The sequence below is a fragment of the Amycolatopsis sp. CA-126428 genome (assembly GCF_002904335.1).
In the GTDB taxonomy this organism is placed as follows: Bacteria; Actinomycetota; Actinomycetes; order Mycobacteriales; family Pseudonocardiaceae; genus Amycolatopsis.
Window position 1 is genome coordinate 78,366 of the sequence record NZ_PPHF01000005.1, and the last position, 14,567, is coordinate 92,932.

The 14,567-nt window shown below is 71.7% G+C and carries 16 protein-coding genes; 8 read left to right on the top strand and 8 right to left on the bottom strand.

All coding sequences use genetic code 11. The features are described 5' to 3' along the window. Nucleotides 1–432 (top strand): hypothetical protein, encoded by a 432-nt coding sequence (locus C2L58_RS01410; RefSeq protein ID WP_233225500.1) that lies wholly within the window; start codon nt 1–3, stop codon nt 430–432. Here C2L58_RS01410 and C2L58_RS01415 read toward each other — a convergent pair. The 3 genes from C2L58_RS01415 to C2L58_RS01425 form a co-directional block, all read right to left on the bottom strand. Next, the gene (locus C2L58_RS01415; RefSeq protein ID WP_103335128.1) at nt 425–1,036 is read right to left on the bottom strand and encodes a nitroreductase family protein; all 612 of its coding nucleotides are present in this window, start codon (nt 1,034–1,036) and stop codon (nt 425–427) included. The two genes, C2L58_RS01410 and C2L58_RS01415, sit on opposite strands and share 8 nt — an antisense overlap. 50 nt (nt 1,037–1,086) lie before the next feature. Then, nucleotides 1,087–1,521 (bottom strand): phospholipase, encoded by a 435-nt coding sequence (locus tag C2L58_RS01420; RefSeq protein ID WP_103335130.1) that lies wholly within the window; start codon nt 1,519–1,521, stop codon nt 1,087–1,089. Nucleotides 1,522–1,631: 110 nt separating this feature from the next. Next, the gene (locus C2L58_RS01425; protein ID WP_103335132.1) at nt 1,632–2,141 is read right to left on the bottom strand and encodes an amino-acid N-acetyltransferase; all 510 of its coding nucleotides are present in this window, start codon (nt 2,139–2,141) and stop codon (nt 1,632–1,634) included. Nucleotides 2,142–2,426: 285 nt separating this feature from the next. On the opposite strand from C2L58_RS01425, the gene rimO reads away from it, so the two are divergent. The 7 genes from rimO (at nt 2,427) to C2L58_RS01465 (ending at nt 9,655) form a co-directional block, all read left to right on the top strand. Continuing rightward, the gene (gene rimO / locus C2L58_RS01435; RefSeq protein ID WP_103335135.1) at nt 2,427–3,854 is read left to right on the top strand and encodes a 30S ribosomal protein S12 methylthiotransferase RimO; all 1,428 of its coding nucleotides are present in this window, start codon (nt 2,427–2,429) and stop codon (nt 3,852–3,854) included. Continuing rightward, complete coding sequence (gene pgsA, locus C2L58_RS01440) at nt 3,851–4,492, top strand: CDP-diacylglycerol--glycerol-3-phosphate 3-phosphatidyltransferase (RefSeq protein WP_103335137.1); 642 nt, start codon at nt 3,851–3,853, stop codon at nt 4,490–4,492. The genes rimO and pgsA overlap by 4 nt, the downstream gene beginning before the upstream one ends. 11 nt (nt 4,493–4,503) lie before the next feature. Continuing rightward, on the top strand, nt 4,504–5,037 hold the full coding sequence (locus C2L58_RS01445) for a CinA family protein (protein ID WP_233225501.1): 534 nt from the start codon (nt 4,504–4,506) through the stop codon (nt 5,035–5,037). Between the two features lie 99 nt (nt 5,038–5,136). After that, nucleotides 5,137–5,595, top strand: coding sequence for a helix-turn-helix domain-containing protein (locus tag C2L58_RS01450; RefSeq protein WP_199191047.1), 459 nt, complete (start codon nt 5,137–5,139; stop codon nt 5,593–5,595). Nucleotides 5,596–5,880: 285 nt separating this feature from the next. Continuing rightward, nucleotides 5,881–6,720, top strand: a complete 840-nt coding sequence (locus C2L58_RS01455; RefSeq protein WP_103335140.1) for a PspA/IM30 family protein — start codon at nt 5,881–5,883, stop codon at nt 6,718–6,720. A 22-nt stretch (nt 6,721–6,742) separates the two neighbouring features. After that, nucleotides 6,743–7,729: a phage shock envelope stress response protein PspM gene (pspM, locus tag C2L58_RS01460; RefSeq protein WP_103335141.1), complete on the top strand. Its 987-nt coding sequence runs from the start codon at nt 6,743–6,745 to the stop codon at nt 7,727–7,729. A gap of 516 nt (nt 7,730–8,245) precedes the next feature. Next, the gene (locus C2L58_RS01465) at nt 8,246–9,655 is read left to right on the top strand and encodes an allophanate hydrolase-related protein (RefSeq protein WP_103335142.1); all 1,410 of its coding nucleotides are present in this window, start codon (nt 8,246–8,248) and stop codon (nt 9,653–9,655) included. On the opposite strand, the gene C2L58_RS01470 is transcribed toward C2L58_RS01465, so the two are convergent. From C2L58_RS01470 to C2L58_RS01490, 5 genes are all read right to left on the bottom strand, one after another. Then, a complete protein-coding gene (locus C2L58_RS01470; protein ID WP_103335144.1) occupies nt 9,627–10,664 on the bottom strand; it encodes a quinone-dependent dihydroorotate dehydrogenase in 1,038 nt (345 codons plus the stop codon). The genes C2L58_RS01465 and C2L58_RS01470 overlap by 29 nt on opposite strands. A gap of 65 nt (nt 10,665–10,729) precedes the next feature. Then, on the bottom strand, nt 10,730–11,290 hold the full coding sequence (locus tag C2L58_RS01475) for a GNAT family N-acetyltransferase (RefSeq protein WP_103335146.1): 561 nt from the start codon (nt 11,288–11,290) through the stop codon (nt 10,730–10,732). A 366-nt stretch (nt 11,291–11,656) separates the two neighbouring features. Continuing rightward, nucleotides 11,657–12,703, bottom strand: a complete 1,047-nt coding sequence (gene add, locus C2L58_RS01480) for an adenosine deaminase (protein ID WP_103335147.1) — start codon at nt 12,701–12,703, stop codon at nt 11,657–11,659. Nucleotides 12,704–12,828: 125 nt separating this feature from the next. Then, a complete protein-coding gene (locus tag C2L58_RS01485) occupies nt 12,829–13,638 on the bottom strand; it encodes a DNA-formamidopyrimidine glycosylase family protein (protein WP_103335149.1) in 810 nt (269 codons plus the stop codon). Nucleotides 13,639–13,641: 3 nt separating this feature from the next. After that, a complete protein-coding gene (locus tag C2L58_RS01490; RefSeq protein WP_103335151.1) occupies nt 13,642–14,544 on the bottom strand; it encodes a ParA family protein in 903 nt (300 codons plus the stop codon). Nucleotides 14,545–14,567: the final 23 nt, after the last annotated feature.

Genomic DNA, 14,567 nt, shown 5'->3' on the forward strand with positions numbered 1-14,567 from the left:
GTGGACCTACCGCGATTCGTAGCCGGACTGTTCGCCTTCGCCGTCGTCACGGTGGGCGCCGGGAGCTCGGTCGCCGCGGGGCACCCCGCCGTCCCCGGGCCCGCCCCGGCGCCGTCGACGGTGAGTGCCCCGGCCGGGCCCGACGTCACCCTGCGGCTCGGGCAGGAGGCCGCCGTGCAGGGGAAGGACCTCACCGTGCGCTACACGCGGCTCGTCGCCGACTCGCGGTGCCGGCCCGGCATGCAGTGCATCTGGCAGGGCGAGGCGACCCTCGCGTTCCTGCTGAAGCAGCCCGGCCGCGGCGAGAGCACCACGGCCGAGCTGCACAGCGGCTTCCGCACCGGCCCGCAGGCGACGTCGTTCGCCGGCAGCCGGGTCGAGCTGGTGTCCGTCAGCGAGGACGGCGGGGAGGCCACCGTCCGGATCAGCTGAGCGGTGTGCCCCAGTGGTCGAGGAAGGCCACTTCGGACAGCGGCGTGCGCGGCGCCGGCTTGAAGTCCGGCACCGTCGTGTACGCCACCGGCAGCAGCCCGACCTGCGTGTGGCCGTCCGGGATGCCGAGGATCTGCGCGGCTTCGGCCTCCCGCGCCAGGTGGTACGTCGTGAGCGTCGAGCCCAGCCCTCGGGAGCGCAGCGCCAGCTGGAAGCTCCACACCGCCGGGAAGATGCCTCCGTAGAAGGCCGCGTCGACCGCGTTGTTCCCGGCCGGGCGGCCGGCCACGACCGGGATCACGAACACCGGGACGCGCTCGATCACGTCGATCAAGTGCTGCCCGGAGGCCTGCGCCCGCGACGGCGCGGCACTCGCCCGGTCCGCCAGGTAGGCCTCGCCGACTTCGCGGAAGATCGCGCCGAGCCGGTTCTTCACGTCCTGGTCGCGCACCACGAGCCAGCGCCAGGCCTGGACGTTGCCGGGCGTCGGCGCCTGCAGCGCCAGGTTCAGGCACTCCTTGACGACCTCGGGTTCCACCGGCCGGTCGAGGTCGAGCTTCCGGCGGACCGCGCGGGTCGTGCTGAGCAGATGGTCGATGTCCATGCACCCATCCTGACGGGCCCGGGCCGAGCACGCGGCCCGGGCCGCCGGGCTCAGCCGCCGAACTTGCGGACCGCCTGGTAGTACGTCCAAGCCGCGCCCTTGCAGGCGATGTTGGACCCGCAGACGCTCTTCAGGTCGGTGTAGAGGTTGTCGTCGATCTTCAGCCGGTTCGCCGCGGTGAACCGGCCCTGCTTCTTGTAGTTGCGGTAGCCGAAGTCGTGCCGGTGGCAGCCCGGCAGGAACTGCCAGCCGAACGGGTTGTCCGGCGCCCACGAACAGCCGTCGGACGACCAGTCGAGCTGGCCGGAGTACGGAGCTTGGTTCCGGATCGTTTCGAAGCCGGAGAGGGACGTCGAGAAGAGGTACTGGTCGGTGACCGCCGGAATGTCGACGGCGGCCGCGGTGCCGGTGCCCAGCAGGGCACCCGCGCCGACAGAAACGGCCACCGTCAAGGTGGCCCCCAGGTTCCGCAGTGTCGTGCGCATCGCGTGCTTCCCTTGCCGATCGGGGGACAAGTGCCCGATCAGCTTCGGGCAGGCGGGTGGCGCACGTCACCGCCCGAAAGGAGGTTTTCACTCAGAGTTGAGGTTTTCCCTCAGAGTTCGAGCAACATTCGCGAATTGCCGAGGGTGTTCGGCTTGACGTAGGGGAGGTCGAGGAATTCGGCGACGCCGGTGTCGTGCGACCGCCGCATCTCCTCGTAGACCTCGTGCGAGACCGGCGTGCCGTCGATCTCCACGAACCCGTGCCCGGTGAAGAAGCTGGTCTCGAACGTGAGCACGAACAGCCGTTTGAGACCGAGCTCACGTGCTTCGTCGACCAGCCGGGCCACGAGCACCCGCCCGACCCCCTGGCCGCGGACGGCCTTGTCGACCACGACGGTGCGCAGCTCGGCGATGTCCTCCCAGAGCACGTGCAGCGCGGCCGCCCCGACCACTTCGTCACCCACTTCGGCGACCCAGAACTCCTGGACCGCCTCGTACAGCGTGACCAGGTCCTTCTCCAGCAGGACGCGGCCCGCGTCCGAGTCGACCAGGGCCTTGATCTTGCGCACGTCGGCGATCCGGGCGCGGCGGACGGTCGGGCGGAGCGAGTCGGACGGCACGATCGTCCACCCTGCCACATCGCCCGGCGCGCGCGGCGACACAGCTCGCCTTTCGGGGGTCCGGGTGGCGGAGTCCCCGGCGCGGGGCGGAGCGCCGGTTGTCACTGCTCGCCTTTCGGGGGTTCGGGTGGCGGAGCGCCCGGCGCGGGGCGGAGCGCCGGTTGTCACTGCTCGCCTTTCGGGGGTTCGGGTGGCGGAGCGCCTGGCGCGGGGCGAGGCCTCGGTTGGCACGACCGGGCTACGCCGTCGTCGGGTCGCCCGGGACCGGCGGCTACCCTGAACTTCGTGCCTTCCCCTGCCACGGACCCAGCCGCCACCCGACGCGTCTCCCTGCTGACCCTGGGCTGCGCCCGCAACGAGGTCGACTCGGAGGAGCTGGCGGGCCGGCTCGCGGCCGGCGGCTGGGAGCTGGCCGCCGACCCCGAAGAGTCCGACGTCGTGGTGGTCAACACCTGCGGCTTCGTCGAGTCGGCCAAGAAGGACTCCGTCGACACGCTGCTCGCCGCGTCCGACACGGGCAAGAAGGTCGTCGCCGTCGGCTGCATGGCCGAGCGCTACGGCCACGAGCTCGCCGACAGCCTCCCGGAGGCCGACGCGGTGCTGGGCTTCGACCACTACGCCGACCTCTCGGCCCGGCTCGACGACGTCGTCGCCGGCCGCAAGATCGCCTCGCACACGCCGGGCGACCGCCGCAAGCTGCTCCCGATCAGCCCGGTCGAGCGGCCCGCCGCCGCGGAGAAGGTCGAGGTCCCGGGCCACGGCTGGGGTCCTCGGGTGCTGCGCACGCGCCTCGACGACTCGCCGGTGGCCGCGCTGAAGATCGCTTCCGGCTGCGACCGGCGCTGCTCGTTCTGCGCGATCCCGTCGTTCCGCGGCTCGTTCGTCTCGCGGCAGCCGGACGAGATCGTCGCCGAGGCGCTGTGGCTGGCCGAGCACGGCGTCAAGGAGCTGTTCCTGGTCAGCGAGAACTCGACGTCCTACGGCAAGGACTTCGGCCGCGACGGCGCCACCGCGCTGGAGCGGCTGCTGCCGCGGCTGGCGGAGATCGACGGCATCGAGCGCGTCCGCGTCTCCTACCTGCAGCCGGCCGAGACGCGCCCGCAGCTGGTCAAGGCCATCGCGACCACGCCGGGTGTCGCCGAGTACTTCGACCTGTCGTTCCAGCACTCCAGCGAGCAGGTGCTGCGCCGGATGCGCCGGTTCGGCTCGACGGACTCGTTCCTGGCGCTGTGCGAGCAGATCCGCGAGTACGCGCCCGAGGCGGGCATCCGGACCAACGTGATCGTCGGGTTCCCCGGCGAGACCGAGCACGACCTGGCCGAGCTCGAGCGGTTCCTGACGGGCGCGCGCCTCGACGCCGTGGGCGTCTTCGGCTACTCGGACGAGGACGGCACCGAGGCCGAGACGTTCGACGGCAAGCTCGACCCGGCCGAGGTCGCCGAGCGCGTCACCCGGATCTCGGCGCTGGTGGAGGAGCTGACCACGCAGCGCGCGGAGGACCGGATCGGTACCTTCGTCGACGTCCTGGTGGAGCTGGACGACGACGGCGAGCTCACCGGCCGCGCGGCGCACCAGGCCCCCGAGGTCGACGGCGAGTGCATCATCCTCGACGCGCCGGAGAAGGTGCAGGTCGGTGACTTCCTGCGCGGCGAGGTCGTGGACTCGGCGGGCGTGGACCTGATCGTCCGCGCGGTACCGGACGCCGTCCGGTGAGTGCGCTCCCCAGCGACGCCGCCGACGAGGGCCTGGCCCGCGATGCCCCCGCCCAGGTCCCGGAGCCGACCCCGGTCCCGACGCTCAACGTCGCGAACCTCCTGACGCTGTCGCGCCTGGCCCTGGTGCCGTTGTTCGTCGTCGCGCTGTTCGTCGGCGACGGCCACGACACGACCTGGCGCGCGCTCGCCACCGGGCTGTTCGCGATCGCCTCGGCCACCGACCAGCTGGACGGCTGGGTGGCCCGCAAGTACGGCCTGATCACCGACTTCGGCAAGATCGCGGACCCGATCGCGGACAAGGCGCTGACCGGCGCCGCGCTGGTCGGGCTGAGCGTGCTGGGCGAGCTCGGCTGGTGGGTCACGATCGTCATCGCGGTCCGCGAAATCGGCGTGACGCTGCTGCGGTTCTGGGTGATCCGGCACGGCGTTATCCCGGCCAGCCGGGGCGGGAAGGCCAAGACGATGGCGCAGATCGCCGCGATCACGGCGTACCTGCTGCCGCTGCCGGCCGGCGCCGACCCGGTGCGGTGGGCGTTGATGGGGCTGGCTCTGGTGCTGACCGTGGTCACCGGCGTCGACTACCTGGTGCGGGCGGTCCGGCTGCGGGCGGCCGGGCGCCGGGTCACCGGGAGCTGAGCTTGGCCGACATGCCGCGAATGACTCATTCGGGACGTCCGGCGTCGCGAACGTCTCAGCCGGGACCTCCGGCGGGCGGCGAGGAGCAGGCCGGCACGCTGATCGCGGCCCTGGCCGCGCGGGGCGAGACCGTCGCGGCGGCCGAGTCGCTGACGGCCGGGCTCGTCTGCGCCACCCTCGCGCGGGTGCCGGGGGCGAGCGCGGTCCTGCGTGGGGGACTGGTCGTCTACGCGACCGAGCTGAAGACCGCACTGGCCGGCGTCGACCCGGAGCTGCTGGCCGAGCACGGCGCCGTCCACCCCGAAGTGGCCGCCCAGCTGGCCGAGGGTGCCCGAGACCGGTGCGGCGCCACGTGGGGCCTCGGGCTCACCGGCGTGGCCGGACCGTCGGCGCAGGACGGCGTCGAACCGGGCACCGTGCACATCGGGCTCGCCGGGCCGGCAACACTTACAGTCCGTACGCTGGCCTTGAGCGGCGATCGCGACTTGATCAGGACCGAGTCGGTCTTGGCCGCGTTTGCGCTGCTCGGGGAACATTTGGGGTGAAATACGCGTTCGCCCTTGGCGTACGTGCACACCAACTCCTGCGCCCGGGGGGCCGCTCTGGGTAACGTAGGGGGTACTTGTTCGGAAGGGAGGCGCGTGATGACCGTGCTGTTGCGTGAGGCGATCGGTGATCGGCTCCGTCATGCCCGCACCAACCAGCGTCGTACGCTGCGCGACATCTCCCGCGCCGCCAGGGTCAGCCTCGGCTACCTCTCGGAGGTCGAACGGGGCCAGAAGGAGGCGTCGAGCGAACTGCTCGCGTCCATCTGCCAGGCCCTGGACCTTCCGCTCGGCGAGCTGCTGCACCACGTGGCGGCGGATGTTTCGGCCCTCGACAACGTCGAGGTCCCACCGGTCGACGAGCGGATCGTGGAAGGCGCGCCCCGGGAGAAGCGGGGCGCCGAGGCCTCGGCGGCCGGCATCGAAGGTGGCCGCCTGATGTCGGAACTGATCGGCAACGACCTCGCCGACCTGCGGGTTTCGCCCGCGCCGCGGATGAACACGACGTTGCGGACGACGATCGGGCAGCCGAAGCTGGCGTCCACGATCGCCGCGTGAGGCGTGGCGGGGGGCCAGATGTGCTCGCCCCCGAGCGGTGGCTTCGAGCACCGTTTCACCCCTGATTTCGGCCGACGGCCCCGGGCAACCCGCCCGGGGCCGTCGGCGTTACCTCCAGGGGTGATCAGGGGCGAACCCTGAAATCCCCCGGGGTCGCCTGGAACGGACGTGGCCGACCTGACACGATGGAACCCGACGCCGGGGTCGGTGCGTTGCTAGTGCAGGGGAGTGACGCCCCACCCCGAGTACCAAGGCCCGTGGGACGCAAGAAGGCAGGCGGAGGAGATGGCCAACCCGTTCGTGAAGTTCTGGAAGTACATGATGGCGGCGTTCTCGTCGAAGATCGACGAGCACGCCGACCCGAAGGTACAGATCCAGCAGGCCATCGAGGAGGCGCAGCGCAACCACCAGGCGCTGACGCAGCAGGCCGCCTCCGTGATCGGCAACCAGCGGCAGCTGGAGATGAAGCTCAACCGGCAGCTCGGCGAGGTCGAGAAGCTCCAGGCTTCCACCCGGCAGGCGCTCGTCCTCGCGGACGAGGCGCGCGGCAAGGGTGACGAGCAGAAGGCCACCGAGTTCGAGAACGCCGCGGAGAGCTTCGCGACGCAGCTCGTCACGGCCGAGCAGAGCATCGAGGACCTGAAGACGCTGCACGACCAGTCGCTGCAGGCCGCGGCCCAGGCCAAGAAGGCCGTGGAACGCAACTCGCAGATGCTGCAGCAGAAGCTGGCCGAGCGCACCAAGCTGCTCTCGCAGCTGGAGCAGGCGAAGATGCAGGAGCAGGTCTCCGCCTCGCTGAACCAGATGAGCCAGCTGGCGGCGCCGGGCAACACGCCGTCGCTGGAAGAGGTCCGCGACAAGATCGAGAAGCGCTACACCACGGCGCTGGGCTCGGCGGAACTGGCGCAGAACTCGGTCCAGGGGCGCATGATGGAGGTCCAGGCCTCCACCACGCAGATGGCCGGCCAGTCGCGGCTGCAGCAGATCCGCGCGTCGATGCACGGTGACTCGGTCGCCCAGGTGACCGACGGCGGCAAGGCGGCTCCGGCGGCGAGCAGCCAGGCCGACATCCAGCGTGAGATCCAGGCACGGGTACAGGCCGAGCAGGGCAAGAACCCGGCCTGACGACACCGAGGGGGCGAGCACCATGGGTCAGCAGGGCAGACGGCGTGACTTCAGTGAGCTGAGCGCGAAGCTGGAGAAGCACATCGAGAAGCTGCCCGACTACGCGGTGCGCGCCCAGGAACACCTCCAAAAGGTGCAGAAGTACTTCCCGCCGGCCGAGCAGGCCGGCGGGAAGCCCGCACCGCGGCGCCCGAACCCGCTGCAGCGGCCGCCGGTCCGGCGGCCCGACATGACGGCGTCGCTGTCGTCCATGGCGAGCCAGGTCCCGGCGTTCGCCGAGGCCCGGGCCAAGTGGGACCGCTGGAACCACCCGGCCGCGAAGCTCGAACGCCGCAAGCGCCGGACGTCGAAGGCGCTGACGTTGTGGATCATCCTGACGATCCTGTGCGCGGTCGTGACGGTGGCCGCCGCGGTGGGCTGGATCAGCCCGACCCACGCCGCGATGATGCCGCAGGCGATCACGGCGTTCGCGGGCGCCGTCATCTTCGGCACGTTCAGCGTCCGCTCCGGCCTCAAGCTGCGTGAACTCAAGCGCACCCCGATCCCGGTGGCGCCGGCCGGACCGCCACCGCTGCCGCCCGCCCGCTCGGCGGCCCGTGAGCCGATGGAGCGTCTCGCCGAGTGCGAGGCCTCGCTGACGGAGCTGCTGCGCCAGCTCTCGGTGCCGACTTCGCTCGGGACGCCTCAGGTCTCGGAGGTGTCCGTCGCCGACGCCCGCCAGACGGCCACCGAAGCGGCGGCCGCGTTGCGCGGCCTGGCAGCCCGCATCCAGGCGATCGAGCGCGGCCGCGACTCGGCGCCCACCCGCGAGAAGGCGGCCCTGGACGCGGCGGTGGCCAAGCTCCGCGAGCAGCTCGACGACGGCCTCGAGGGCTACCGCGGCCTGGTCGCCGCGGCCGGCCACACAGTAGCCGCGGCCGGCGACGGCCTGGTGACGTCCAAGCAGGCCCTCACCGACGCCACCGACCACCTGGCCGGCCTGGCCATGGCCCTCCGCGAACTCTCCTGACCCTCAACCGCCGTACCTCAACGGTCGGCCCACGTACCCAGACGGTCGGCTGGCGTACCCAGACGGTCGGCTGGCGTACCCAGACGGTCGGCTCGCGTCCGACCCTCCAGTTACGCGGGCCGACCCTCTAGGTACGCGGGCCGACCCGTCAGGTACGCGGGGCGGGCCGGAATCCGCGGGATCCGGGGCGGATCCCGCGTGATCACGCGAGTTCAGGCTTTGTTGCGCCATTCGGGGGCCTGGTTCGGCCGTTCGAGGGCCGCCGACCGGGGGAACCTGCTGGTCGTCACCCGGTGTGCGTGATCGTGCGTTTCACCCCGGCGTCGCGCCCTGTTCACCTTCCGGTGCCGAAACCCGGGCGTAATCGGAATCTGATGGCTACGGAAACGTCCACGCCCTAACGTTTCTGTCATGCATGAAGAGGTGTCACTCGCCGGGAGGCCCGCCGTGCACTGAGGACCGCCGGCACCGACCGTACACAGTGGACTTTCTCGACCGCCGAGGAAAGGACGCCCCGTGAACACGCTCCCGCCGGACCCGGATCCCGTGCCGATCACCCCACCCACCGCCTCCCAGCGCGTCATCGCGGCCTTCGAACGCCTCACCGAGGCCGGCCGTCCCGAACTCTGGACCACCCTCCGCGCCGTCGAAGACGTCCTCGTCGACGCCAAGGCCGTCGACGAACGCGTCAAGGCCGGGGAAGTCCTCCCGCTGGCCGGCACGGTCATCGCCGTCCAGGACCTGATCGACGTCGCGGCCCAGCCGTCCGGCCACGGCGTCCCGGAAACCAGCGCCGCGGTCGTCACCCGGCTCACCGCCGCCGGTGCCGTCGTGCTCGGCAAGACCGGCGCCGCCCCGATCTCCGCCGCCTGGGACCGCACCAAGACCGGGGGCAACGGCGCGGCGGTCGCCGTCGCGCTCGGCGTCGTCGACCTGGCGCTGAGCACCGGCGGTGCCGTTCCGGCGGCGCTGAACGCCGTCGTCGCGGTGAAGCCGACGCGCGGCCTGCTGCCCGCCGCCGACACCGTCTCCGTGTACGCGAACGGCCTGATCGCGGCCCACCGCGCCCTCACGCTGATGACCGGCGGCGACCGCAGCTGGCCTGCCGACGTCCGCCTCGGCGCCGGCGAGCACCCGCGGATCGCCTACCCCGCCGACCTCCCCCTCGGCGAGGCGGCGAGCCTCGCGCTCGAGACCGTCGTCACCCGGCTGACCGCGGCCGGCGCCGTGCTCACCCCGATCTCCGGGCCCGAGCCGGGGTTCGACGGCTTCGACGCCCTCCTCGTGCCGACCGTGCCGGAGCACCCCGGGATCGCCGAAGCGCTGGCCGACCCGGCCGGCGTGGGCCACCGCCTGGCCTCCTGCACGGCCTTCGCGAACCTCCTCGACGTGGCCTCGGTGACCGTCCCGGTGCTCCCGGGCGATCGCCGTCCCTTCGGCGTCACCTTCCTGACGCGCGCGTTCGAAGACCAGATCGCCCTCGACCTGGCGACCGTCTGCACGGACGAGCCGATGACGCCCTACCCCGAGCCGGGGGAGGACGTCGTCGTGTTCGGCGCGCACCTGCGCGGCCAGCCGCTCAACGCCGACCTCACCGCGCTCGGCGCCCGGTTCACCGGACCGGTCCGCACCACCGAGGCCTACCGGATGGTGCTCCTGGACACCGAACCGCCGCAGCCGGGCGTCCTCGACGGCGGCACCGGCCTCGACGGCGAGCGCTGGCGGCTGTCGCCGGCCGCGTTCGAGCGCTTCGCGGCGACGCTGAAGCCGCCGTTCGTCCTGGAGCGCGTCGAGTTGGCGGACGGCACCGCCCCGCTGGCGGTGCGCTGCGACCCGGCCGCGGACGGCCCCGGGCTGGAGCGCTACGAGTCCTGGCGCGGCTACGTGCGCTTCGCGTCTACCGCCGGGCTGCGAGACCCCGGCTGACGCGGCGCACCAAACCCGGCCCGTGCAGCGCGAAGCCCGTGTAGAGCTGCACGAGTGACGCGCCGGCGTCGACGAGCCGGATCGCGTCGTCCGGGCCCATGATCCCGCCGACGCCGATGATCGGCAGGCTCCCGCCGGTGTGGTCGTGCACGAATCGCACGACCTCGGCCGCGCGGGTGGTCAGCGGCCGGCCGGACAGTCCTCCCGCCTGTCCGGCCAGGCCGCTTTCCGCGGACGCGATGCCGTCGCGCGCCAACGTCGTGTTCGTGGCGATGATCCCGGCGACGCCGTGGCCGAGCGCGACCTCCAGCAGCTCGGCCAGTGCGTCGTCGGTCAGGTCGGGCGCGACCTTCACCAGCACCGGCGTCGGCGAACCGCCGCCGGCGAGCTCCAGCGACGTCGAGCGCAGCTCGCCCAGCAGTTCGGCGAGCGCGGTGCGGTCCTGCAGCTGCCGCAGTCCCGGCGTGTTCGGCGAGCTGACGTTGATCGCGAAGTAGTCCGCGTACGGGTGCAGCGCCCGCAGCGAAAACCGGTAATCCTCGACGGCGTCCTCGAGCGGCGTCACCTTCGACTTGCCGATGCTGACCCCCAGCGGGACGCCGGGCTTGCCGTCGCGGGCGAGCTTGGCCGCGAGGGCTTCGGCGCCGTCGTTGTTGAAGCCCATGCGGTTGATCACCGCGTCGCTCGCCGGGAGGCTGAACAGCCGCGGCTTCGGGTTGCCCGGCTGCGCCCGCCGCGTCACCGTGCCGGCCTCGACGAACCCGAAGCCCAGCGCGGCCCACGCGGGCAGCGCGCGGCCGTTCTTGTCCATCCCGGCGGCCAGGCCGACGCGGTTGGGGAACCGCAGGCCCAGCACCGTTGCCGGGTCGTCGACGCGGAGTGCGCCACCCAGCGCGGGCGCGGCCTTGCCGAGCCGGGCCAGGACGCTGATCGTGCGCTCGTGCACCAGCTCGGGGTCGTGGTAGGACAGCCGGTACAGCGCCGGGCGGACGATCTTGTCGAAGAACACGCCCCTATGCTGCCAAATCGCCCGGGACCCGCGACCCGAGCGTCACGCCGGAGTGAAGGCGGCCACTAATCGCGGTCCTTCCACTCGTCCTCGAGCATCGCGTAGATCAGCTCGTCGGTCCACTCGCCCTTGACGATCTCGTTTTCCTTCAGGTGCGCCTCGCGGCGCATGCCGAGGCGTTCCATCAGCGCGGCGGACGCGGTGTTCCGGCCGTCGCAACGGCCGATGATGCGGTGCAGGCCCAGGTCTTCGAAGCCCAGCCGCAGCAGTTCGGTGGTCGCCTCGGCGGCCAGGCCCTTGCCGTGGTGGTCCGGGTGGAAGACGAACCCGATTTCGCCCTGGCGGTGTTCGCTGCTGAGCCACTCCAGGTTCAGGTCGCCGATCAGCTGCCCGGTCGCGGCCAGTTCGACCGCCACGGCCAGGAACTGCCCTTCCTTCGTCAACGTCGAGCTGTGCACGCGCTTCGCGAGCGCGGCGGCCGACTCGGCGCGGCTGCGCGGGCCCCAGTACAGGTAGCGGGCGACGTCGGCGCGGGACTGGAAGGAGTTCAGCGCGTCGAGGTCGTCGGGCGTGAACGGGCGCAGGAGCAGGCGTCCCGTGGTGATCGGGTAGTCGGGCCTGAGCATGCTTCCAGGCTAGCGAGCATCAGCCGTCCGGGGGACGACGGCGCGAAATGCTGATCGCCGGACGGTCATCCGGCGACGCCGGGTGGCATGACCTGCACAAATGAGCGCATGAAGGAACCCCCGGGGTGCCTCTCGAGCGCCGTCAAACGCTTGAGTCCGAGCCGGACTGGTGCTCGGAAACCCCGGGGGCACGGTGACTGCCTGGTATTCGCTATCAGGCATCACGTGGAGCAGGCGATGAGCCGAAGGTGGCTCAGCTGTAGCGCTGCTCAAAGTCCTCCACGTGCCATCCGCTAGCGGACAGCCACCTCACGAGTCCTGTCGATATACAACTTTGGACCACCTCCTCTCTCGTGTACTTCCAAGCTAGGCGAAGTCGGTGGTGCGCGGCAACGTCATTTCGGTGATCTCGGTCCGCAAGACGGCTTTCCGCCGCTCGTCGAGGAAGGAGGCGTCGACGGCGTTCTCCGCCAAGCGCACCAGCTCGGCCGTGGTGAGGCCCAGCGTCTCGGCGACGGCGACGTACTCGCCGGTGAGCGTGGCACCGAACATCGGCGGGTCGTCGGTGTTGAGCGTCACGACGACGCCGTGGTCGAGCATGCGCCGCACCGGGTGCGCGGCGAGGTCCGCGACCTGGCCGGTCCGCACGTTCGACGTCGGGCAGACCTCGAGCGGGATCCGCTGGGCCGCAAGGTGTTCCAGCAGCGCGGGGTCGGCCGCGCAGCTCGTGCCGTGCCCGATCCGCTCGGCGCCGAGGTCGTGCAGCGCGGACCAGATCGTGGCCGGCCCGGTGGTCTCCCCGGCGTGCGGGACGCTGTGCAGCCCGGCTTCCCGCGCCCGCGTGAAGTACGGCTCGAACTGCGCCCGCCCGACGCCGAGTTCCGGTCCGCCGAGCCCGAACGACACCAGGCCGCCGGGGCGTTCGCGCAGCGCGAACACCAGCGTTTCCTGTCCGGCCCGGATGCCCTTTTCGCCCGGGATGTCGAAGCACCAGGCGAGTTCCACGCCCAGTTCGGCGGCGTGGGCCCGGCCGGTTTCGAGCCCGGCCAGCAGGTCGTCGCCGGACATCCCGTCGAGCAGGTGGTTGTACGGGGTCACGGTGACTTCGGCGTAGCGGCAGTTGTGCGCGGCGAGATCCGCCGCCAAGCCCGTCACGAGGGTGTGGACGTCGTGGCGGTCGCGCACGAGCGAGGTGACCGCGAGGTACACGGTGAGGAAGTGGGCGAAGTCGCGGAAGGTGAAGAACTCCGCGAGCTCGCGTTCCTCGGTGGGGACGCCGGCGGCGGGGCGCCGCCGGGCCAGTTCGAGCACCGTCGGCAGGCTCGCCGAGCCGACCAGGTGGACGTGCAGTTCGACCTTGGGCAGGGCGTGCGCGAACGCGCGCAGCGCCGGCCCGGTCAGGATTTCGGGCATGACGAAGCTCCCTGGGTTTTGAAAACGGGTGACGGGAAGGAGCGCGCGGCGCTCAGGGAGCGAGGTCGCCGCGTTCGGTGTCGGCCCCGTAGAGCGGGAGCTTGAACGTCGTCACGTGCGCGAGCTTACTGCGGCGGGTACGGGCCTGTCTGGTCCTTCGGGCAGAACCACGTCGGCCGCCGCTGGACGTCGTGGCCCTGCGTGCGGACCAGGAGCTTGCCGCCGCAGCGGAAGCAGCCCTGGCGGGTGCGCTCGTACACCCAGTTCTTGCGGTTGCGGTCGAGGTGGCCGGTGGTGCTCTGGTCGAAGCGCCCGGCGAGGGCGTTGGCCAGCAGCAGCTTGCGGGCCAGCGCGACCGTGCGCTCGGCGTCCACTTCGGACACCGGCGTCCACGGCGTCACCCCGAGCAGGAAGGCGATCTCGCACTTGTAGAGGTTCCCGACGCCCGCCATCACGCGCTGGTCGAGCAGGGCGAGCCCGAGCTCGCGTGCCGGAGCGGCGGTCAGGTTCGCGATCGCCCGCTTCAGGTGCTCGTCCGTCCACTTCGGATCCAGCAGGTCCGGGCCGAGGTGGGCGACGAGGTCGCGTTCCTTGCTCGTGGCCACGAGTTTCAGGTCGTGGACGCGGAAGCCGATCACCTGGACGCCGGCCGCGGTGAAGATCACGCGGGCGTGGTGGCCGGGCCGGCGCCACTTCGCGCCGGCCGGGTAGACGTCCCACATCCCGTCCATCATCAGGTGCGAGTGCAGGGTCAGGTCGCCGGAGAAGCGGGTGAACAGGTGCTTGCCCACCGTTCCGACGCCGAGCACCTCGCGGCCGGACAGGTCCACAGTGGCCAGCTGGGGCACGCGGAATTCGCCGCGCAGCAACGTCTTCCCGGTCATCGCGTTCGCGAAGCGCTTGGCGACCAGGAAGACGGTGTCACCTTCGGGCACGGCTCACCCCGTGGATTCGGACACCTCGGCGGGCGCGTCGGGGGCCTCGGGCGTCTCCGGGGCCGGGCCTTCGGGCCAGTCCGGGCCTTGGGGTTCTTCGCCGGCGATGCGGTGCCGGCCCGCCCGGTTCGAGCGGAGGATCTTCGCCAGCACCATGTTGAACGTCAGCGCGATCTCCTGGGCACCCGGCGAGTGCCACTCGTGGATCGGGCTGCACGCGCCCTGGGCCTGCTGCACCGCGAGCCGGTCGGTGATCGCCGTCGGCATCACCAGGGAGCCGAAGTTCTCGCGCAGCTCGGCGATCCGGAACTGGTGCTCGTAGGAGCGCACGCGAAGCTTGTTGACCAGGACGCCGATCGGGCGCAGGTCCGGGTTGAGCTCCTTGCGGATCTTCTCGATCGCCTCCAGCGCCCGGGACGCCCCGGCGACGGCGTACATCGTCGGCTCGGTGACGATGAGCGCGCTGTCCGCGGCGACCAGCGCCGACTTCGTCAGCCGGCCCAGCGACGGCGGGCAGTCCAGGATCACCAGCTCGTACGGCGTTTCGCGCAGCGGCGTGCGGTGCAGCTCGTCCAGTGCGCGGGAGAAGTTCGCCAGGCGCTCGCTGTCGGCGTCCGGGTCGTTGAGCAGCTCCAGCTCTTCGGTGCCGACGAGGACGTCGACGTCCTCGCTCCACACGCTCGGGGCGATCGCGCGTTCCAGCGTCTCCCGGGTCGGGGTTTCGAGCACGTCCGCGAGGGTGGCGTCGGTGAAGGGCGGGTCGAGCGAGGTGGTGGCGTTGCCCTGCGGGTCGAGATCGACCACCAGCGTCCGCGTGCCCCTACGCAAGGCGGCGGACGCGATACCGAGAGCGACCGTCGTCTTGCCGACGCCTCCCTTGAGGCTGAGTACGGCGACCGTGTGCACGAAGTCCAGCCTACGGGTGCGGG